This is a genomic window from Streptomyces torulosus (assembly GCF_001419765.1).
Taxonomy (GTDB): Bacteria; Actinomycetota; Actinomycetes; order Streptomycetales; family Streptomycetaceae; genus Streptomyces; species Streptomyces torulosus.
Genome location: NZ_LIRK01000228.1, coordinates 1 through 20,732, shown reverse-complemented (window position 1 = coordinate 20,732; position 20,732 = coordinate 1). Strand labels below are relative to the sequence as shown.

The window sequence follows — 20,732 nt, the reverse complement described above, 5'->3', positions numbered from 1 at the left end:
GCTGTGACCGGAAAGGTTCACCGGCTCGCGACGCCCGGCACGGCACCTCGCGGCGTTGTCGCATGACCCGAGTACATCCAGTACACGGGTCATGCTCCGCCTTGCGAGGCACCGCACCGGACGCAGCGAGCTTTCCGGCAAACCTTTCCGGTCACAGCACTAGACGGCGCCGCGCCTCTCTTGGGATCGCCCGCCCAGCCCGGCCGCGGATCAGGCTCGGGTAGGCGAGTGCGCAGCACAGGATCCGGCGGCTTCCACCTCACATCCCGTCCCTTCCCCTAACATGAGGCGCCCTTGCTCTTGCGTGGCGGGGCGACGGGGACGGTCGCGCGCAGGTGGCCGCTGGTGATGTCCATGATGTCGGCGAGCTGGGCGATCTGCTCGGGGCTCAGGAGGTCCACGAACCCCTCACGGACCGTGGCCAGATGGCCGGGGGCGGCGGTTTCGAGGACTCGCTGCCCCTCGTCGGTGAGGATGGCGAGCACCCCGCGTTCGTCCTCGGGGTCGGTCTCGCGGCGCAGCAGTCCGGCCTTCTCCAACTGGGCTACCTGATAGGTCATTCCGCTGCGTGAGAAGACCATTCGCTCGGCCAGCTCGGTCATCCGGTGCCGCCGCCCCGGGCTCGCGTGGATGCGGGTGAGGATCTCGTACTGGACCCGGGTGACCCCGCCTGCCTCGCTGAGCTGGGCGTCGACCATGCGAGCGATCAGGCTCGCGGTGACGAGGAAGCCGTTCCAGGCGCGCATCTCGGTCTCGTCCAGCCAGCGGGGCTCGAGTTCGGTCATGGCACCACTCTACCCAACTGATTCGAACTCGAAGCACTTGCTTCGAGTTCGAAGCAAGGCTAGGGTCCTCACCGTCGCCTTAAAACTTCGAATTCGAAGCACCTGTCGACCATGCGTACTCAGCCCTATCCCAGGAGCAGTAGTGAAGATCAGCATCATCGGCGCGGGCAATGTCGGTTCCGTCCTCGCCCGACGGTTCGCCGAGAACGGTCATGACGTCACCACGGCCAACTCCGCCACCGACCCGGACCGGCTCGCCGCCGATGTGGAGGCTGCCGAAGTCACCGTGCTTGCCGTGCGCTTCGAGGTGGTCGCGCAACTGGACGCGCGGGTGAAGACCGCCCTGTCCGGCAAGGTCGTCATCGACGCCACCAACCCCCTGACCGCCGACTTCATGTCGCTGACCGTGGGCCACACCACCTCGGGAGGGGAGCGGAACGCTGCGGCGCTGCCTGGCGCCCGCATGGTCAAGGCCTTCAACACGGCCATGGCCACCACCATGGAGACCGGCCGGATCGGCGACGTCCCGCTCCTGCTGCCCGTGGCCGGCGACGACGACCTCGCCAGGAAGACGGCGCTCGGACTCGCCGCCGAGCTGGGTTTCGACGCCGTCGACGTAGGCCCGCTGAGCAATGCCCGCTACACCGAGCCCGCCGTCGAGCTACTGATCCAGCTCGCCTTCGGCCAGGGCCTCGGCCCTGGCATCGGCTTCGTGCTGGCCCGCGCCTGAACGCGGCGCTCGGCAGGGCAGGACGCCGAGAGCGCGTGCCGACCGGGCCGACTCCGCCGAGCGTGCGGTGGAGCCGGCCCGGGCATGTTCGGCCCCGCTGTGTCGACAGCGCGTAGTCCGCCCGCACGTGGGCTCGCTGGAGCGGACAACCTTTCGGTTGTGCAGTTCACTGCGCTTGCAGACGACTTGCCAGCAGCTGTGTGTCGATCCACGTGGCCAGATCAGGGAGATCGGCCGGTCAAGATCGGCCGATTGGGCATGACAGCGCCGGCCAGGACACCGATGCCGGACGGCTTTGAAAGCCTGGAGGAGCCTTTCTTCTCGCTCGAGTTGCAGGACAGCTACTGAAGTTGAATGCGTGATGTCGGTGCCCATCGCTGGCGCTGTCGGTGTCAGGCACGGTGGAAGCCGATACGGTTCGGCGTCGTCAGTAGATGATGGACACGATCTGGCAAGCGGTTTCGGCGAGCCGACGGTCTCCTTGCACGTGGGCGCGGGCCAGGGCATCTGCAGGATCGATGTTCCGCGTACACAATCGCCAGACGGTCTCTGTATCCAGCAGCACGGCTGCGGTTGGTCGGCTGCTCGGCGCTTCGGCCAACGACCATCCGTCCGCCGTGGCGGTTACCGTCCAGCTGCCGCCCGCGGGGCCCTCGGCGATCACCTGGACCTGCACCCCGATTGGTGCTGACGTGCGGCGGAGCGTGTGGGGCATGGCCCGCATGAAGGTATCCAGCACCATGGCCAGGGCACGCGGCTCCGGGTCGGTGTCGCGGCCGATGGCGTGGCGGATCTGCTGCCGGTGGGTCCAGTGCTCGGTGAATTCCCGGGCGATGTCCAGCCATGCCGGTGCGGGGTCGACGCCTGCCCACGACACGCCCAGGGCGGCTGCGTCAAGGTTGGCTGTGGCGAACCGCTGGGCGAGCTGGGTGCCCGCCGCTGCCAGGGCGCTGATGAGCGAAGCAGGGCTGTCATCGGCGTGCAGCTCAACCCATTCCTGATTCGTGCGGTGGATGAACGCCTCGAGCGTCTCGCCATCGGCGAAGCCGCTCCGGTAGCTGTGGCCGAGGCGGCCGTAGTAGTCACCGAGGAGGTGGGCGGCAACGTCGCGGACCGTCCAGCGTCCGGCTGCTGTCCTGCTCCAGTCGGAAGGTGTCAGACCGCGCAGGGTATCGAGCAGCGACCTGAGCTCCGGACCGAACAGCGCACGCGCGTCGATCGGGTTACCCAGCCAGGAAATGCCGGATACGCCGCTGGCCTGAGGACTCATGGCCACAGCCTGTCAGCCAGGAGCCGCGGTCTGCCATCGAATACTCCCGGCCCGGAGCGTCCGGGTGACCCACGGTGTCAGCCATCGGCGATCAGTCCGGTGGCGGCGAGACAGGCGTCCACCAGTCGGGGCGGTACTGGATCTGCTTGAGTCGGCGCTCGACGCCTCTGGTGCCCGTGCTTGCGGCCCGCGGTACTCGCCCACGGCGTAGATCAGCCTGGAGCGCGCGCCTGCCGGGCTTGTAACAGACCATCCCGGCCATCGACACCCCGCCGGAGCCCCGGCCGCGCACCCGTACCACCGGTGTGCGGCCGATGCGTCCCCAGGTCCTGGCGCGCGGCGGCGTGATCGACTGCCCGGCCTCGTTCTGGAGACGATCCAGTCGCCGAGTGCCGCCGCGGCGCTCTTACCCGCGGCCAGACCTCCTGCTTCCACAGCTCCACCGCCGCAGTGGGGCCACCCATGATCCACCCGACTGCAATGCCGCCCGGCTCGCGTTCAACTCAGAAGCGCTGCCCCTGGGGGTCATCACGTCCACGAGCTTGAAGACCGGCCACCACGGGTCTGTCAATCGAGTGGTGCAACTGAGGTAGTTGGGGCTACTGGCGGGCGGCGGAGAGCCGGCCGTCGAAGGTGATGTCGAAGGCGTTCAGCGCGGTCTTCCAGCGCATGGCCCAGCGGGCCTGTCCCGCGGCCTCCTCCTCGGTCGGAGCCGTGTAGACGGGCTTGAGGAGGCGGGCGATCTTGTCCCAGTCCTGGCGGGCGGCATAGCGGCATCGCGGAAGGAGTTCCGCAGCAGGTGCACCACGCAGGTCTGCGCGATGGTCCGCGGCCAGACGGTCTCCACTGCCTCGGGCAGGCCCTTCAGGCCGTCGCAGACCGACATCAGCACGTCGTTCACGCCGCGGTTCTTGATCTCGGTGAGGATGTGCAGCCAGTGCTTGGCGCCCTCGGCACCGTCGCCGGCCCACAGACACAGGGTCTCGCGCCGGCCCTCGACCGTGACCGCGAGGGCCACGTAGATCGACCGGTTGGCGACCGCGCCGTCGCGGATCTTCACGTGGATGGCGTCGATGAAGACGACCGTGGAGACGGCGTCGAGGGGCCTGCTCTGTCATTCGGCCATGCCCTCGAGAACCTTGTCGGTGACGGTGGAGATGGTCTGCCGGGAGACCTCGGCGCCATAGACCTCGGCCAGGTGGGCCTGGACCTCTCCGGTGGTCAGGCCCTTCGCGGCCAGCGAGATGACCATCTCGTCGACCCCGGTCAGGCGCTTCTGCCGCTTCTTGGTCTTGGAGCGTGTGCCGTTGCGAGAGTTGCCGCCGCTCTTGCCCGCCGGATCGTGCTTGTCATAGCCGAGGTGGTCGGTGATCTCGCCTTCCAGGGCGGACTCCAGCAGCCGCTTGGTCAGCTGCTGCAACAGCCCGCCCTCGCCGGTCAGCTGCAGACCCTGGGCCTGGGCCCGGCTCACCAGCTCGTCGATCAGCTACGGTCGAACAGGCGCGCCGGGCCGCTGCCGACCCCCGTCGCCGGGGCCAGGCCAAGAGCCTGTGGGCAAATTCCGCGGCCGTCGCTGACCGCATCCGCCTGCCCCACAAAGCATGTGGCAAGAGGGCCCCAGCAGGCAGCCTGAGCTGCCTTGCATCCCGGTCGGGTACATACCAGGGACAGGCGCAGGCCCCAGAGAACCGGCTGTGGCTGGCGCGGTAACTGACCGGCCCAGCCAGCCATGTCGTGGCTCCGGCCGGATGCCGCGACCTTCCCAACCGTCGTTTTGCGGCGCGGTGAGGACCGCGGGAGTCTGAAGAGGTGATTCGTCGGCGTGCTGCGGCCCGTGCGCCCGGCGCGCCCTTGACGTCGCGTGCCGAGAGCAGTGTCGATTCGGCGCCCAGCGGTGCCGTCAAGGCGCCGATGGCCTGTGTGGTCGCAGCGACTGTACCGATTGTGCTGCTGGAGCTGCTGATCGATGATCGCACGGTACGGCTCATCCCCCTGCTGATCCTGCTCCCCGCGTTCCCGGCGGCGGTCGGCACCGTACGCCAGACCGTCTACGCGGTGGCCTGGGTGCTGATCGTCGTCCCCGCGGTTCTGCTCTACCGCCCGCTCCCCTCGTCGTACGACTTCGCGATCGTCATGGTTCTCGCCTTCGTGCTCGGTGTGCTGTGCGTGGTGACCTGCCGCTGGCGGATCCGGCGCGAGGGGGAACTACTGCGGGTCCGGTCCACGGCTGTGGCTCTCCAGCGGCAGATGCTGAGGTCCCTGCCGATCCTCACCGACCGGGTGATCGTCGACGGTGTCTATCTGCCGGTGGAGGCGGACCGGCTGGTGGGAGGAGATGTCTACGAGGTGGTGGCCTCGCCGTACGGCACGCGGCTGCTCTTCGGCGATGTCCAGGGCAAGGGGCTGCCCGCTATCGGAGCGGCCTTCGCCCTGCTGGGCGCTTTCCGCGAGGCCGCCCTGCGCGAGCCGACCCTCACCGCGCTCGTCAACGACCTGGAAGAGGCGGTGGTCCGGCACAACGCCTTTGCCCAGCAGACCGGTGAACCCGAGCGATTCGTCACCGCTCTCATCCTGGGCATCGACACCTCGACCGCAACGCAGGCAGTCAACTGCGGCCATCCTCCTCCCTACCTCCTGACGTCCGGACCGGTGGCCCCCGTGCAGCTCGGCGACCCGGGCGTACCACTTGGCCTTGGGGACCTCTCGCCCGAACCCAGGACCGTCGCGTGGTTCCCTTTCCCGCCGGGCGCCACCCTCATCAGCTGCAGCGACGGCGTCACCGAGGCCCGCAGTGCCACCGGTGCCTTCTATCCCCTTGCGGAGCGTATGGGGGCCTGGGCGGACATCTCGCCCTGGGAAGTCGCCGACCGCCTGACGCAGGACCTGAACCGCCACACCGCAGGGGAACGCCGGGACGACATCACCGCGCTCGTCGTCCGCAGAACCAACTGAATGTTTCTCCGCTCAAGGCAGCACACCACCGCCACGGCTTGGAGGCATCCGCCATGACGAACACCGCCCCTCCCGCACCGATCGTGGTCGGCACCGACGGCTCTCCCGCCTCCGGCCCGGCCGTACGCTTCGCCCTTCAAGAGTCCCAACTACGCGAGGCCGGACTCCGCGCAGTGTGCGCGTACGACTTCACCGCCAGGTACACCGGATTCGAGTGGCCTGCCGCCTCCGGTTTCGTCGATCTGGACACGCAACTGCGCGACGCCACGGTGGAGGCTGTCGCCAAGGCGCTGGAGGAGGCCCGGGAACAGGTCGGCGGCACGCCGGTGGAGGTAGAGATACGAGTCGAGAAGGGCCGCCCCTCACAGGTCCTGCTGAAAGCGAGCGAAGACGCCTCCCTCCTGGTGGTCGGCACCCGGGGCTCGGGCGCGTGGGGACGCCTCACCCTGGGCTCCACCAGCACCGAGGTCGTGCATCACGCCCACCTCCCGGTCGTCGTCGTCCCCGCCGGGTAGCCGGGCCGACCGTCGTGAACGACTCCATTGCCGCGGCACCCGTACGGGTGGACGACTACGCGGAGCTACGGGACTACGCAGTGATCGGGGACGGCCGCTCCATCGCGCTCATCGCCCGCGATGGAGCGGTGGACTGGTTGAGCTGGCCGGACCTGGACTCTCCGACCCTGTTCGCCGCCGTCCTCGACCATGTCCGCGGCGGTAGATTCTTTCTTCGGCCCGATGTGCCCTACACCGCGTCCCGCCGCTATCTGCCCGGCACGAACGTGCTGGAGACGACGTTCACCACCGCCGACGGAACGGTCCGGGTGACCGACGCGCTCACCCTGCCCGACACTGCCTCGCTGGCACCCGGACGGGAGCTGATCCGGCGGATCGAGGGCCTCGCGGGCACTGTCCCGATGCGCTGGAGCATCCAACCACGCTTCGGCTACGGCGCCCACACACCGCATGTGGCGCGCAGAGCGGGCGTACCGGTGGCCACCTTCGGCGCCGAAGCCGTCGCGGTCTGCGCCTGGCATGCCGGCCGGCCACAGTGCACGGCCGACTCCGTCACCGCCCGGTTCCGGGCCGACGCCGGTACCCGGGCTCTGATCGCGCTGCCGTACGCACACCAAGAACCGCTGGTCCTGCCCACGCGCGCCGAGTGCGAGGCCCGCCTGGACCACACCACGACCACCTGGCAGAAGTGGGCGGACGACCGCACCTACACCGGACCATGGCGCGAGGCAGTACTGCGCAGCGCCCTCGCCCTCAAACTCCTCGTCTTCGCCCCGTCCGGCGCGGTGGCCGCCGCCGGGACCTGCTCACTGCCCGAAGAACTCGAAGGGGAACGCAATTGGGACTACCGCTTCAGCTGGATCCGCGACTCCGCCTTCACCCTGGACGCCTTCCTCAAGCTGGGCTGCGCACCGGAAGCCACCAGCTACCTCTGGTGGCTCATGCACGCCTCGCAGCTCACCCACCCCCGCCTGCACGTCCTGTACCGCCTCAACGGCGACACCCGAGCACCCGAACAGACCCTGCCCCTGTCGGGCTACCGAAACTCGGCACCCGTACGGGTGGGCAACGCAGCCGCCGGCCAGCTCCAGCTCGACACCTACGGGGAACTGCTGCAGACCGCCTGGCTCTACACCACAGCAGGCCATCACCTCGACGCCGACATCGCCCGCCGGCTGGCCGAGACCGCCGACTTCATCTGCACCATCTGGCAGCAGCCGGACGCGGGCATCTGGGAGGTACGCAGCGACCCCGAACACTTCACCCAGTCCAAAATGATGTGCTGGATCACCCTCGACCGCGCCCTCGGCCTGGCCGGGCGGCAGCTCATCCCGGACCGGCACGCCGCCCGGTGGCGGCACGAACGACAGGCGATCTCCGACTACGTCGAAGCATGCTGCTTCAGCGAGCGGCTGAACAGCTACCTGCGCTCCGCCGACAGCGACGACCTGGACGCGAGCCTCCTGCTCGGTCTGCTGCACGGCTACCGCCCGCCCGACCACCCGCGCATGCACGGCACTGTCCTCGCCGTCCAGCGGACCCTCCGGGACGGTCCCTACGTCAACCGCTACCGCGGTTCCGACGGCCTGTCCGGCAGTGAGGGTGCCTTCCTCGCCTGCTCCTTCTGGCTCGCCGAGGCCCTCGCCCGATGCGGCCGCATCGAAGAGGCCGTGTCCCTCATGGACCAGCTCGTGGCCCTGGCCAACGACGTCGGCCTCTACAGCGAAGAAATCGACCGCGTCACGGGCGCCTTCCTCGGCAACCTGCCTCAGGGCCTGTCCCACCTGGCCCTGATCAGCGCCGCCTGCGCGATCGGGGAGGCCACACGATGAGCATCTGGGCAGCGCTGGCAGGCGGATTCGTCGGCACCCTCATCCTGACCACCGGCCTGCGGGCGGCCAACACCTTCAATCTCACCCGCATCGATCTGCCGTTCCTGCTCGGCACCGCCTTCACCAGCGACCGGACCCGCGCCAAGGCCCTCGGCTACGGCGCGCACTTCATCAACGGCCAGATGTTCGCCCTGCTCTACTACGCGGTCTTCGCCGCCATCGGCTACAGCAGCTGGTGGCTGGGCACCGTCTTCGGCCTCGTCCACGGCTTGTTCGCCGCCACCGCGCTGGTCAACATCCTGCTGCCCCTCGTCCACCCGCGCATGGGCACATCCCAGACCAGTGCCCCCGAAGTCGCGCTGCTCGAACCACCCGGATTCCTCATGCTCAACTACGGACGCGGCACACCCACCGTCACCCTCGCCGCACACCTCGCCTACGGAACCATCGTGGGAGGGTTTGTCACCTGGCCGGCCTGACACTCTCCGGCCGGCGCCGTTCAAGGAAGGCCGAGCGCCAAGGCGACGACCCACCGCGCGCTGTTGCGCGGCGTGGATGCCTCCAGGAGCAGCTCTGAACCTCTTCAATCGTCTGGAGATCCCTGCGGGTCACCTCCTGCCCGGCTTCGGCGGGCGCGCAGGGCTCGCACCCCGCGTGTGATGCCGTAGCCGAGCAGCCAGGGAACCACGGTGTCGCCCAGGACGAGGACGTAGAAGGTGCCCAGGAAGTCGGCCCTCCAGACCGGATTGCTCCAGTCGGGTCCCCGCAAGATCAATGCGACGAGTGAGGCCCCCGTCGGCTCCAGCGGCAGCAGAACCGACCAAGACGCGGCCCCCGGCCGGGTTTGCGGGCGTACCAGGCCCCGAGCGTGCCCATGATGAAGGGCCCGAGCGGCAACCACAGAAGCGCCGGGATGAACAGCAGTATCCGCCAGTCGTCCCCATACCCCACCTGCATCGAAGCCCCCGAGACACCGTGCATCCTTCTCGGACACCGTTCCGGGTCACGCTCCCATCCGTATCTCCGGGAGACATCAGAGAAATCACGTAATCGAACACGTAGGCCGGTCGCTTCTCAGACCCTTGAAATCCGTTCGACCGGCCAGGGCGCTCGCGGCAGACTCCCGCCCTGACGGAGCACACCTTCTCCGGAGCGGCGCCGGCGCCGTACAGGTGATGGTGACGCTGACCATGCGGTGATTCTCCTGCGGGCGGATGCCTTCGGCGACGAGGTTGTGATCACGCCGCCGTCACGGCGGGGCAGCTGCCAGACCTGGGCATGGACGCCCGGCTCGACCTGGAACCGGTTGCCGCCGTGGCCCTCCCCCGCACATCTGCCGGCGCTGCCGACCGATCACGCACGCAGACACGATGAGGGACTTCCGGGATTCATCGACCGGGCGCCCGACCCCGAGCCGGCCTCGCAATGCACGGGCGTCCAGGCCGGCCCGGGGCAACCACCGGTCGGGCAGGGAACGAGGTACTCCACCCGCCCTCGAAAGACGTCCGAAAGCGACTGAGCGGGTCACATTGGTCGCAGGTCTCGCCCGTACCGCTCCCGTCGCGATGTCCACCGTCACGCTTGACGGCCGTGTTCTCGTATAGCTCCGGCGAGGTGGCGTGTAGCGCCGCGTGAATCCCAGGGCTGAGATCCCCCGAGGGTCGACATCTTGACAGTCTCCCGACCGCATTCGATCCGCAGGGGTCGCGTTTCACAGGTGGTCGCTCATGAAACACCCCGCCGCGCGAGTGCTGCCACCCTCTTCTCCCTGGCCGCAGCCGCCCCGGCTAACGCCCAGCAGGCCACGGTGTCGTGCCCCCCGCAGGAGTGCTGGACCTTTGGTGGCCGCCTGAAATCCATCCCACCCTCTCCATGTGTCAGCGGGCTCGTGCTGACCCTCCGGCTGATCGACACCCCTGTCACCTGCTCCATTGAGCAGCGCGCATCGTGAAAACCGCACTTCAGATGGCCTGGTGTGTGCAGGGGTGGGGCAGCTCGGCCCGTTCCGGGGCGGCAGTCCATCGACAAGATCATCAGTCAGCGGGCGACTTCTCGGTTCGCCAGTACCAGCAAGGCGGATCCATGCGGGCCTTGGCCAAGACGACGATGGCATTTGCGCTGCCCGGGTAGTTCTTGCGGTTCTCGGCCCCGGCGCGCCGCCGGGTGCGCGTCACCAATGGTGCGGTGCACCCCCGTTCCCGCCGACCAGATCGCCGGGGCGCTGGTCACAGCGCAGCACCGCCGGTACGGCCGCGCGGGGTGAGACCGAACAGGACGAGCGTGAGCCAGCGGGCGCGAGCTGCCGGTGGGCGCTCGGTGGGCGCGGTGGCAAAGAGCAGATAGATGTCCGCGACGCTGACGTCGGGGTGGAGGTCGCCGTCGGACTGGGCGGCCTGGATGAGGGTCGTCAGGGCCGCGCCGGCGCGGTCCTCGTCGGCCTTGTCGTCCGGGACGGCGCCCAGCGTCTGAGTGGCGGCCTTCACGGCGTGGTTGGTCGCCACTTCCTCGGTGAGCCGGGTCAGGAAGCCGGTGATCTCGTCCCACGCGCGGGCTCCCGATGCGACGCGCGCGCAGGCAGCCTCGGCGTCGTCGGCCACCTGCGCGACGAACTCCTCGACGACGGCCGCCACCAGGTCGGTCTTGGTGGGGAAGTGGCGGTACAGGGTGCCCACGGCCACACCCGCCGCGGCGGCGATCTCGTCCATTCCGACGTCCGGGCCGTGCGCTGTCACCTGCTCACGAGCCGCGGTGAGGATCTTCTTACGGTTGCGCACCGCGTCGGCCCGCGGTGCCCGGCCTTCGGTCATGGTCTCTCCCTGAGAAATCCACAGGCGACTTGCCAAAAAATGAACCGTGGTTCATGATGATCGTGAACCACGGTTCATCTTAACTCCTGGGGCGGAGACGGATACAGAGGGGAGAGGCGCGTGACCGAGAAGGTCTGGTTCATCACCGGCTGCTCGCGCGGATTCGGCCGGCTGTGGGCAGAAGCCGCCCTGAGGCGGGGTGACCGGGTCGTCGCGACGGCGCGCGAGGAGAGCCGGCTGAAGCCGCTGGCCGAGGCGTTCCCTGACTCTGCACTGGTCCTGTCGTTGGATGTCACTCAGCGCAGTGCCGTGTTCGACGCTGTGGCCGCAGCCCACCAGCACTTCGGGCAGCTAGACGTGATCGTCAACAATGCGGGCTACGGCCTGCGCGGCGCCGTCGAGGAGGTCCAGGAGGCCGAGGTCCGGGAGTTGCTCGACACCAATCTGCTCGGGGCGTTGTGGGTGACGCAGGCAGCGCTGCCCTTCCTGCGGGAGCAGGGAAGCGGCCACATCGTGTCGGTGTCCAGCCTGGCCGGCCTGATCGGCGAGCCGACCCTCGGCCTGTACAACGCCTCCAAGTGGGCGCTGGAAGGCATGATGGACGCCCTGTCGCGAGAAGTCGCCCATCTCGGCATCAAGGTGACCATCATCGAACCCGGGCCCTACGCCACCGAGTTCGCCAGCTCCGGCTCCCTCAAGCAATCACCCGAGATCCCCGCCTATGACGAGGCTCGCCGAGCCCTGCTCGCGGGCTTCGATCCTGCAGACCTCGCGGACCCGGCCGCGACACCGCAGGCCGTACTCGCGGCCGTGGACGCCGATGTGCCGCCGCTGCGGCTCATCCTGGGCAGGACGGTTCTGCCGAAGGTCCGTGGCCACTACGGCGCGCGGCTGTCCACGTGGGACGCATGGACCCGCGTCTCCGAACGCGCACAGGGCAACTCATAGCGGCCTGGGCCCTCCTGGCCGCCCCGAAGACTGGAGGACGACAATCATGAAAGCAGTCGTGTACCGCGAGAACGGCGGGCCTGACGTGCTCAGCTACGAGGAGATCGCCGACCCCGTACCCGGCGACCACGAGGTGTTGATCAGGGTCGAGGCGATCAGCATTGAGGGCGGCGACCTGCTGACCAGGCTGATGATGCCCCTCCCGCGAAGCCCCCATGTCGTCGGCTACGGCAGTGCGGGCACTGTGACAGCCGTCGGCGGAAAGGTGACCGATCTCCGGGTCGGCCAGCGCGTGAGCGCCTTCGGAGAGCACGGCTCACATGCGGAACTCCGGGCGGTGCGGGCAGACCATTGCTGGGTCCTGCCCGACGGCGTCGACGCGGCAGCGGCGGCGTGCGTGCCGGTCGCGTTCGGAACCGCCTACGAGGCGCTGTTCGAGCAGGGCGGTCTCGCGGCCGGCAGCACGGTGCTGGTGCAGGGCGCGGCGGGAGGTGTCGGTCTCGCGGCGGTGCAGCTCGCGGCGAAGGCCGGGGCGCGGGTGATCGGGACGGGTTCGAGCCACGAGCAACTTGACGCACTGCGCCGACTCGGCCTGCACGACGGCATCGACTATCGCACCGAAGACGTGCGCCGGCGCGTCCTCGAACTCACCGACGGCATCGGTGTCGACCTGGCCCTGGATCCCGTTGGCGGGCCCATGACGCAGCAGGTGATCCTTGCTACGCGCCAGGGGGGCACGGTGGTCTTCCTCGGGGCGTCGGCCAGGGAGGCGTCGATGGTGGATGCGACCACGCTCCTCCTTGGCAACTGCACCCTGAGCGGCTTCAGCCTCAGCCCGATGATCCACACGCCTCGCGTGCGCGCCTACGTCGCCGACATCATCCGCCGGGTCGCCGAAAGCGACCTCGACGTGGTCGTCGACCGGGTGTTCCCGCTCGCCGACGCCGCCGACGCGCATCGCTACGCCGAGCAGCGCGGTCGTATCGGTCGGGTGGTGATGGTGCCGTGACGACGGATTCGGCCCGGCGACCACGGCGCCTCCCGTCGACGATCAGGGAAGAGGGAAAAGAGATGACACTGCCCATGGAAACGCGCTCCGATGAGGAAACCGGCATCAGCTCGGTGACCGTCGACATCCCCGTCGAAGCCGGCGCAGCCTTCACCTGGCATGTCATACGCGACATCTACGCGGTGGACACGCTCATCCCAGGGTTCGCGGTCGCTGTCGAGAAGAGGCCGGACAGCAGAATTGTGACCTTCGCGGACGGCATGAGGGCCACCGAGCGCATCGTCGAACTCGACGACGACGCTCGACGGCTCCAGTACCGGGTGACCGACAGTACCGTGACGCACCATCTGGGAACCCAGGTCGTGCGCGAGGACGACGCGGGTGTCCATCTCGTGTGGACGACCGAGTTCGCACCCGCATCACTCCTCGACTACACCACCGCGAACATGCGCGCCGCCGCGGAGCTCATGAAGACAACGATCGACACCGCGTACGCCAACCAGCCATGAAATAGCTTGTCCGGGTTCGGTTTGCGGCACGAGGACGGGAGCAATAGCCAGAAGGCGTCCCGGTGCTGACGCCACGAACGGGGTGTTCGGTGTGACGCCGCCGCCGGCGAACTGCTTGTCCGTCAGCCTCCGGCTGGGTGCGTCGGAGTGCGCCGACTCGGTCCTGGCGGTGACGACCCGACCGTGTCGCAGGACTTCGTCCACAAAGGTCGACTTGGCGGGCGCGGTCACCGCACACCTGCCGCGCATCGGCCAAGTCGACCAGAAGGCAACAGGCCAGACCTGCGCGACGACCTCGCGGACAAGCAAGCACGAGCAACCCGTGTGATATGACAGAACGCACAGCCCGGTCTCACGGTGACACTCCACTCTGAGCAGTTGCATCGTGAAAGCCGCACGTCAGATGGCCTGGTGTGTGCAGGCGAGGGGTAGCTCGGACAGTTCCGGAGCGGCAGTCCATCGACAAGATCATCGGCCGCCGGGCGACTTCCCATTTGCTGCGGGACTGGAATGAGGCCGGGGTCTGGCAGCACCTGCACGAGCTGCTGCTGTCCGAGCTGCGGGCCGCAGACCTGCTGGACTTCTCCTGCGCCGCGGTCGACTCCAGCCACACCCGCGCGATGAAGGGCGGGCCGGCCACCGGCCCGTCCCCGGTGGACCGAGGCAAGGCCGGCAGCAAGCCACCTGATCGTCGAGGCGCACGGCATCCTGCTCGCGGCAATCACCACCGGCGGCAACCGCAACGACGTCACCCCACTGATCCCGCTGATCCAGGCCGTCCCGCCGGTCCGCGGCAAGCGCGGCCACCCACTGAGCCGCCCCAGGTATCTGTACGCCGACCGCGGCTATGACCACGAGCCCTACCGGGACAAGGTCCGCCGGTTCCAGATCATCCCGCACATCGCCCGGCGCGGCACCGGGCATGGCTCCGGCCTGGGCGGGCACCGCTGGGTCGTGGAAGGAGCGATCGCGCTGCTGCACCGGTTCCGCCGCCTGCGTATCCGCTGGGAGATCCGCGACGACATCCACCACGCGTTCGTCACCCGTGGCTGCGCCCTTATCTGCTGGAGACGACTGCGCACCGCACTTTGTCGAGAGTAAGGACGGGCGATCGCCCCAGTGGATGGCCTGCTCGATGCGTCAGAACGCATTCGTAGCAGTCGGGCCCGCGCAGTCTCACATCCGGGATCTCAGCACGTCGACCTCACAGCCCGGCGCGAACGGGTCGAAGCCGTGCTCGATCAGCCAGCGAACCGCCAGCAGGCTTCGCAACGACCACCACGCGTGGATCACGTCGAGGTCGATGTCGGTGCCATAGCCGGCGACGACGTCGTCGAGGTGCTCCTCGTGTCCGAGCGTGAAGGTGGCGAGGTCGTACAGGGCATCACCCTGGCCCGCCTCGGACCAGTCGATGATGCCTGTGACCTCGTCGTCGTCGACGAAGACGTGCGCGATCTGCAGGTCGCCGTGCGTGAACGCCGGAGTCCACGGCCGGAACGCGGCCTCGGCGACCTGGCGGTTGTGGGTGACCAGGTCAGCGGGCAGGAGGCCGGACGTCACGAGCGACTCGCACTCGTCGTCGAGTTCCGCCGCCAGCGCGACGACGCTCCGGCCGGCCCGGCCGGGCCGGGGCGGCAGCGGCGCGTCGTGCAGCTTCCGGATGGCGGCGCCCGCCGCGGCCCACGCCACCGGCGACCCGGTCGACGGCCCGCCGAGGCGCCCAAGCGTCGTCCCTGGAAGTGCGGCGATCGCGAGCACGGGCGGCTTGCGCCACAGGACCTCCGGGGTCGGGACCGGCGCGAGGGACATCGCCTCGACCTCGACGTCGATGCGCGCCTGATCGGCGTCCACCTTCAGGAACACGTCGCCGACGCGCAGAGTCGCACGCTCGGAATGGGCGACAACGACTTTGACCTCATCCATGGGCGACCAGTATCCCGGGGATGATCGCCGACGTCGCCGGGTTTATCGCGTGCGATTACGCGGCTGACTGCGTCCCTATACCCGGCGGCCTCGTGCGCGACACCGACCTCTGTGACCAGGTCAAGTCCACCACTTTCGTTGGGGGGACTCCTAAAGCGTGTTGCAGAAGGCCGTGATCAGGGCATTTCCCTTGTATGCGTGGGGTGTTGAGGGCTGATCCGTTGTGGGTGGAGACGTTCACGGGGCTGCGGATGAAGCAGTTCGAGCGGTTGCTGAAGGTGGTGCGGGAGCGGGGTGGCGACGGGCCGCGCATCGGGCGACCGTGGTGTCTGCCGCTGGCCGACCGGGTACTGGTGGTGGCGGTCTACTACCGGACGAACCTGACCATGAGGCAGCTCGCGCCGCTGTTCGGGGTCTCGCCGGCCACGGTGTGCAGGGTGATCCAGCGGCTTCGGCCGCTCCTCGCGCTTGAGCCGATCTCACGCCCCGCCGATGCCGCGGACCGGCTGTGGATCGTGGACGGCACCCTGGTCCCGGTCCGCGACCGCAAGGTCGGTGCATCGAGCCGCAACTACCGATTCTCCGCGAACGTGCAGGTCATCATCGATGCCGACACACGCCTGGTCATCGCCGCGGCCCGGCCGGCCCCCGGCAACAAAGCCGACGCCCACGTGTGGCGCAGCTCTGGTCTGCCGGGCCAGTGCCAGGGCATCACCGTGCTCGGCGACGGCGCCTACATCAACACCGGCCTGGCCGTCCCGCACCGTAAACGACCCGGCCGGGCCCTGTTGGCCGGTGAGGAAGCCGACAATGCGGAACATCGGCGGGTCCGTGCGCGGGTCGAGCATGCGATCGGCCGGCTGAAGAACTACAAGATCCTTCGTGACTGCCGACAGCCCGGCGACGGCCTCCACCACGCGGTCCAGGCCGTCGCCCACATGCACAATCTCGCCCTCGCCTCGTGATCAGAACAGCCGTGGCCGGGCTTTGACCTGCAAAATCATCGCCTTCTGCAACACGCTTTAAGGGCTGTTCCGCAATTGAGCCGGTGGTGCACGGCAGCGGCGGCCTTCGTCTCACGAGCTGTTTTGGGTGCCGAGCGTGGCGGCAAGGATGATGTTTGTCGGGATACGTGCTACCCAGCGAGGCTGTCCGGGCGCTGGCGTTGGCCCATACGGGGGCTGGTTTCGCAGGATGTTCAGCGCGGCCGAAGTTGAGCGCGTCCGCCTGGAGTCTGGGTAGCTGGGTGATCGGTCTGCTCCGCACCCAGCTGTGTGCCTCCTGGGCTAGGCCGTGTTCTAGCGGGTGACGCCTCTCGTCTCACCTCGGGTTGATCGCGGTGTGGGGCGAGAGGATCTTTCGGACGGCCAGTGGGCCGTGCTGGAGCCGTTGTTGCCGGTGGTGGGAGTTGGCCGGCCGCCCGTGGGTCGGCGTCGGCTGATCGACGGGATCCGGTGGCGGGTTCGGACGGGTTGCTCCTTGGCGGGACCTGCCGTCGGAGTACGGGCCGTGGCAGACGGTATACAGCCTCTTCCGCCGCTGGCAGCGGGCCGGAGTATGGGCCCGGACGCTGACCGCACTCCAGGCCCGGGCGGACGCGGCCGGGCTGATCACCTGGGAAGCCAACGTCGATTCCACGATCTGCCGGGCCCACCCACACTCGGCCGGTGCCCGGCGCGACGGGCGGAGTCAGAAGGAGCCACCGGGCGGGATCCGCACAGAGCCCACCCGACCCACGCCCTGGGCCGGTCCCGGGGCGGCCTCACGACAAAGATCCACCTGGCCTGCGAACAGGACAGAAGCCCTTGTCACTGCCGGTCACGGCAGGTCAGCGCGGTGACAGCCCGCAGTTCGAGGCCGTCCTGGACGCCATCCGTGTTCCCCGGCTCGGTCCCGGGCGGCCCTGTGTCCGGCCGTTACGGGTGCGGGGCGACAAGGCCTATTCGTCCCCCGCCAACCGGGCCTCTCTGCGGCGTCGGGCATCCGCTGCAGGATTCCGGAGCCAGCCGACCACGCCTGCAACCGCAGACGCCGCGGCAGAGCCGACGGACGGCCGCCGGTCTTCGACCCGGAGGACTACAGGGCCCGGCATGCGGTCGAGTGCGGTATCAATCGACTCAAACGCAACCGGGCGGTCGCCACCCGGTTCGACAAACTCGCCGTCCGCTTCGAAGCCACCATCCACGTCACGGCGATCAGCGAGTGGCTCTGACCAGCCCTGTCAGCCAGGTCCCCATGCCATGCCGGCTGCAGCCCGGACCAGCACGAACGAATGAGAGACTCGTCGATGACGGCTGACTACTACTGTGCCGACAGCGAGAACGGTCACCACATCGACGACCCGTCCGAAGACGCTCTGTTCGACCTCCTGGTTCGCCTCCGTCGCTGTCCTGGACGAGGGTGGTTACGAGATCGTCCTTCGCGACTCCACGCGGCGCGAGCATGAAGTCACCACCGAAACCGACACCGGTCACATCGCGAACGACCTGATCCGGTGGCCGGCCGTCCGCCACGTTCCCGACCGGCTGGGCAGTTGAGCGACTTCCAAAACACGGCCTACGTGCAACTGGTGGCGCGGCACAGCGGGAAGTGCCTCGACGTCAGGAGCGGGAGCACCGCCGACGGGGCGGCGATCATCCAGTGGACCTGCACCGGCTCCACGAACCAGCAGTGGACCAGAACCACGGTGTGGCCTCCCCCAGGCCATGACCGGCCCGAGGACTGACCGGCTGACCTGCCTGTGCCGGCGCACGCAGGTCAGCAACACGGTCGCCGACGCGTGGACGGGCGGTGCTTGGTGAGGACGCGCCACTTCAGGTGTGCGACGGCGTGTACGGCGTGTGCGGACTGCTCGGACCACTCCCCCGCCGGAACCACGCGGCCTGCTGTTCGACAGAAGGGCACGCCCCGGCTGGTGGGGGTGGATGTCGCCGCCCGTCCTTGGTGGGCCGTCCGCCGGTTGGAAACCGGTGGACGGCCCTTACGTCCCGCTCAACGGCTTCCGACCATCGCCGGGACCGGCGCGTCGGTGTCGAGGCTGCACAGGATGTCCTCCACGCGTTTCTGGGCGTCGCCGAACAGCATCTGGCTGTTCTCCCGGAAGAACGTCGTCGTCCCGGGCACCGACGCGGCCGCACTGACCGTCGATGACAGGCCGAGGTCCTGACCCGTGTTTCCATACGGTGCAGATGGTTCCTGAGCTGCGCTGATCGATCTCAGTCTCGAACCAGCCGTCACCACGTTCGCAGGCAAGGCGGGCCTGTTCCAAGATGGGCTCCTTGACCCGCATCCGTACCCCTTCACGGCACCTGCGGTGCGGGGTCGGGATGCGTTCGGGGCGCTGACGGGAGGGGCGGATGTGCGTCCGGGCCACTCCGGGTGTCAGGATGAACCAATGGTCAACAACGTATTCTTCGACATCACCATCAACGGCGAGCCCGCAGGCCGGATCGTCTTCGAACTCTTCGACGACGTGGTTCCCAAGACCGCCAGGAACTTCCGCGAGCTCGCCACGGGCGAGCACGGATTCGGCTACGAGGGATCTTCCTTCCATCGCGTTATCCCCGACTTCATGCTCCAGGGCGGCGACTTCACCGCCGGCAACGGCACGGGTGGCCGCAGCATCTACGGTGACAAGTTCGCCGACGAGAACTTCCAGCTCAAGCACACGAAGCCTGGCCAGCTCTCCATGGCCAACGCGGGGCCGAACACCAACGGCTCACAGTTCTTCATCACGACCATCGTCACCGACTGGCTCGACAACAAGCACGTCGTCTTCGGTGAGGTCGTCGAGGGCATGGACATCGTGAAGAAGATCGAGGGCCTGGGATCGCGCTCCGGCACCCCCTCGGCGAAAATCACCATTGCCAAGTCGGGCATCGTCGAGGGCTGATCCCTCGCGTACGCATCACCGCTGGTCGGCCGGAACCGGTAGCTCCAACGAGGAGGGCGGGGTCGGTCGACCGCACTACGGGTGGTGTTGGTCAGTCCACCCACTCCTTGTTCAGCGAGCGGTTGAGCGGTCGTCGCGTCCCGGCTGCACCGCCGAGAGTGCGGCAGGACCAGGTCCAGCCGCTCGCGCCCGAGCTGCTCACGGTTACGGCCGTTCTGCCGGCACACGTACGCCGGGGCGAGGCTGTGCCCCGGCCACTCGGCGCCCGTGGCCGCCGTGAAGTACCCCGCCCTGGTGGAGACCCGCAGGGCCGGCAAGCAAGGTCTGCGCATGCCCGGTGGCGTAGTTGGGGGCGGTGTCGATCCACTGCGCGCGGAGGCGGCCGCGTGGACGGCCGCCTCCCCAGGTGAGCCGAAGCACGGTAGTTGTCACATCGGCAGGCTGGTTGTCACCGACGGCGTTGTGGGTGGTCGTCGATCGCCTTGGCCAGTTGCTCTGCGTGCTGTTCGAGCAGTGGCTTGAGGGCCCCGTAGTAGGGCTGGTGGTCAGTGGTGCGGAGCCAGTGGAACACGTTGTGTCGCTCCCGGGTCCAGACAGCGCGTAGTGCGGGGTCGGGAGCGATGAGTGGCGGGCAAGGTGCGAAGTCGGGCTCGCCTTCGGTGACGCGGGTCCAGATGTAGGCGCTGACGGCCAGGCGCCTGCGGTCGTCGCTGAGGGGCTTTCGGTGGCTGGTGAGGTCCGGGAGCCGGGTGAGCATGCGCCGCCAGTTCTCGGGTTCCAGCGCCCAGGTGGCGAGGGCCTCGCGGCGGTGTTGGTAGTCGATGGTGGAACCTTCCAGGAGCTCGGCGGTGATGGCGTCGAGGGCCTGTTCGAAGTCGCGGGCCATGCCGCTGGTGCGGAGGCGGCGGTTCAGCAGCTGCGTGTAGCCGAGCCTCTTGTTTTCGGGGTTGATCCCGAGGAACTGGGCGGCTTTGTCCAGGCCGCCGCCGCGTGCGCGCCGGACGAGGAAGACCGAGGCCGCGCGTCGGCGCATCTTGGGCGTGGTGTCCGGGAGGAAGCCGAGGTGGCGTTCGGCGAGGTCTTTCGTGCGGTAGCCGACCGACCCCAGCCCCAGCAGCCGCGCGTGCTGCGGATCCAGGGCGGCGAGCTCCGCCACCTTCGCGTGCCGGCGCTCGGTGAGCGTCGTCGTCGGGTCGTACTCGGCTCTGGGCTCACCCGGGCCCGGGTGGAACGGGTCGCCGGAGCGGAACCCGGTCGCCACTTCCAGCAGGTGGGCCATCCGCAGCTCGGTCAGCTCCAGCCGGCCGGCGTTCAGCTCCTCGGACGCCTTGCGCTGGCGGCCCCGGTCGGCCCCCGCCGACGACGTCCGCGACGAGGACCGGCACTGCGGATGGTTGGCCAGGAAGCGGAAGGTCATCCGCTCGCGGGTGCCGTCGTCCTTCACCAACTGCACCCGGCCCAGGTGCGGCTCGCGGCGCTCGACCGTCCACTCCGTCCCATCCAGCACCAGCCCGGCGCCGGGGGAAAGGTCCAGCACCGCCGCCGCGGTCACCGGCCCGC

At 68.7% G+C, this 20,732-nt stretch carries 16 protein-coding genes and 7 pseudogenes; 14 read left to right on the top strand and 9 right to left on the bottom strand.

Translation table 11 applies throughout. The annotated features are described in order from the left end of the window. Positions 1–278: 278 nt before the first annotated feature. On the bottom strand, positions 279–785 hold the full coding sequence (locus AOK23_RS16450; protein WP_055713459.1) for a MarR family winged helix-turn-helix transcriptional regulator: 507 nt from the start codon (positions 783–785) through the stop codon (positions 279–281). Positions 786–927: 142 nt separating this feature from the next. Between AOK23_RS16450 and AOK23_RS16445 the strand changes: the two genes are divergently transcribed. After that, entirely contained in the window at positions 928–1,515 is a 588-nt protein-coding gene (locus tag AOK23_RS16445; protein ID WP_055713458.1) for an NADPH-dependent F420 reductase, read from the top strand. Positions 1,516–1,942: 427 nt separating this feature from the next. Here the strand turns inward: AOK23_RS16445 and AOK23_RS16440 are convergent, their stop codons facing one another. The 3 genes and pseudogenes from AOK23_RS16440 to AOK23_RS16435 form a co-directional block, all read right to left on the bottom strand. After that, positions 1,943–2,785, bottom strand: a complete 843-nt coding sequence (locus tag AOK23_RS16440; RefSeq protein WP_055713460.1) for a maleylpyruvate isomerase family mycothiol-dependent enzyme — start codon at positions 2,783–2,785, stop codon at positions 1,943–1,945. Between the two features lie 186 nt (positions 2,786–2,971). After that, positions 2,972–3,220: pseudogene (locus tag AOK23_RS51905) on the bottom strand (IS630 family transposase); the annotation flags it as partial. 164 nt (positions 3,221–3,384) lie between these two features. Next, positions 3,385–4,271 (bottom strand): annotated as a pseudogene (locus tag AOK23_RS16435) (IS256 family transposase). Between the two features lie 425 nt (positions 4,272–4,696). Here AOK23_RS16435 and AOK23_RS16430 point away from each other — a divergent pair. From AOK23_RS16430 to AOK23_RS16415, 4 genes are read left to right on the top strand one after another with little or no spacing between them, the layout of a single operon-like run. Next, on the top strand, positions 4,697–5,737 hold the full coding sequence (locus AOK23_RS16430; protein WP_055713457.1) for a PP2C family protein-serine/threonine phosphatase: 1,041 nt from the start codon (positions 4,697–4,699) through the stop codon (positions 5,735–5,737). A 53-nt stretch (positions 5,738–5,790) separates the two neighbouring features. Next, positions 5,791–6,252: a universal stress protein gene (locus AOK23_RS16425; RefSeq protein ID WP_055713456.1), complete on the top strand. Its 462-nt coding sequence runs from the start codon at positions 5,791–5,793 to the stop codon at positions 6,250–6,252. 14 nt (positions 6,253–6,266) lie between these two features. Next, positions 6,267–8,084: a glycoside hydrolase family 15 protein gene (locus tag AOK23_RS16420; RefSeq protein WP_055713455.1), complete on the top strand. Its 1,818-nt coding sequence runs from the start codon at positions 6,267–6,269 to the stop codon at positions 8,082–8,084. Continuing rightward, positions 8,081–8,563, top strand: coding sequence for a hypothetical protein (locus AOK23_RS16415; protein WP_055713454.1), 483 nt, complete (start codon positions 8,081–8,083; stop codon positions 8,561–8,563). The genes AOK23_RS16420 and AOK23_RS16415 overlap by 4 nt, the downstream gene beginning before the upstream one ends. A 104-nt stretch (positions 8,564–8,667) precedes the next feature. Here the strand turns inward: AOK23_RS16415 and AOK23_RS49805 are convergent, their stop codons facing one another. Next, positions 8,668–8,859 carry a hypothetical protein gene (locus AOK23_RS49805; RefSeq protein ID WP_240496411.1) on the bottom strand — a complete coding sequence of 64 codons (192 nt, stop codon included), beginning with the start codon at positions 8,857–8,859 and terminating at the stop codon, positions 8,668–8,670. A gap of 1,450 nt (positions 8,860–10,309) precedes the next feature. Then, positions 10,310–10,891, bottom strand: coding sequence for a TetR/AcrR family transcriptional regulator (locus AOK23_RS16410; RefSeq protein ID WP_055713453.1), 582 nt, complete (start codon positions 10,889–10,891; stop codon positions 10,310–10,312). 120 nt (positions 10,892–11,011) lie between these two features. Between AOK23_RS16410 and AOK23_RS16405 the strand changes: the two genes are divergently transcribed. The 4 genes and pseudogenes from AOK23_RS16405 to AOK23_RS45020 form a co-directional block, all read left to right on the top strand. Next, positions 11,012–11,839: an SDR family NAD(P)-dependent oxidoreductase gene (locus AOK23_RS16405; protein ID WP_055713452.1), complete on the top strand. Its 828-nt coding sequence runs from the start codon at positions 11,012–11,014 to the stop codon at positions 11,837–11,839. A 58-nt stretch (positions 11,840–11,897) separates the two neighbouring features. Beyond that, complete coding sequence (locus tag AOK23_RS16400) at positions 11,898–12,848, top strand: quinone oxidoreductase family protein (RefSeq protein ID WP_206336217.1); 951 nt, start codon at positions 11,898–11,900, stop codon at positions 12,846–12,848. A 62-nt stretch (positions 12,849–12,910) separates the two neighbouring features. Then, positions 12,911–13,357 carry an SRPBCC family protein gene (locus AOK23_RS16395; RefSeq protein ID WP_055713450.1) on the top strand — a complete coding sequence of 149 codons (447 nt, stop codon included), beginning with the start codon at positions 12,911–12,913 and terminating at the stop codon, positions 13,355–13,357. Positions 13,358–13,854: 497 nt separating this feature from the next. Further along, positions 13,855–14,458 (top strand): annotated as a pseudogene (locus AOK23_RS45020) (IS5 family transposase); the annotation flags it as partial. A gap of 75 nt (positions 14,459–14,533) precedes the next feature. Here AOK23_RS45020 and AOK23_RS16390 read toward each other — a convergent pair. Further along, complete coding sequence (locus AOK23_RS16390; RefSeq protein ID WP_055713449.1) at positions 14,534–15,280, bottom strand: phosphotransferase family protein; 747 nt, start codon at positions 15,278–15,280, stop codon at positions 14,534–14,536. Positions 15,281–15,474: 194 nt separating this feature from the next. Between AOK23_RS16390 and AOK23_RS16385 the strand changes: the two genes are divergently transcribed. The 4 genes and pseudogenes from AOK23_RS16385 to AOK23_RS45010 all read left to right on the top strand — a co-directional run. Then, the gene (locus AOK23_RS16385) at positions 15,475–16,245 is read left to right on the top strand and encodes an IS5/IS1182 family transposase (RefSeq protein ID WP_055713448.1); all 771 of its coding nucleotides are present in this window, start codon (positions 15,475–15,477) and stop codon (positions 16,243–16,245) included. 376 nt (positions 16,246–16,621) lie between these two features. Further along, positions 16,622–17,492: pseudogene (locus tag AOK23_RS45015) on the top strand (IS5 family transposase). A 75-nt stretch (positions 17,493–17,567) separates the two neighbouring features. Then, positions 17,568–17,817: pseudogene (locus AOK23_RS16380) on the top strand (hypothetical protein). Positions 17,818–17,837: 20 nt separating this feature from the next. Continuing rightward, positions 17,838–18,005 (top strand): annotated as a pseudogene (locus tag AOK23_RS45010) (RICIN domain-containing protein); the annotation flags it as partial. 266 nt (positions 18,006–18,271) lie between these two features. Here the strand turns inward: AOK23_RS45010 and AOK23_RS51400 are convergent. Further along, positions 18,272–18,403, bottom strand: coding sequence for a hypothetical protein (locus AOK23_RS51400; RefSeq protein WP_276205739.1), 132 nt, complete (start codon positions 18,401–18,403; stop codon positions 18,272–18,274). A gap of 271 nt (positions 18,404–18,674) precedes the next feature. Here AOK23_RS51400 and AOK23_RS16375 point away from each other — a divergent pair, with 271 nt between their 5' ends. Beyond that, complete coding sequence (locus AOK23_RS16375; protein WP_055713447.1) at positions 18,675–19,172, top strand: peptidylprolyl isomerase; 498 nt, start codon at positions 18,675–18,677, stop codon at positions 19,170–19,172. Positions 19,173–19,620: 448 nt separating this feature from the next. Here AOK23_RS16375 and AOK23_RS49800 read toward each other — a convergent pair. Continuing rightward, positions 19,621–20,732 (bottom strand): annotated as a pseudogene (locus tag AOK23_RS49800) (hypothetical protein); the annotation flags it as partial.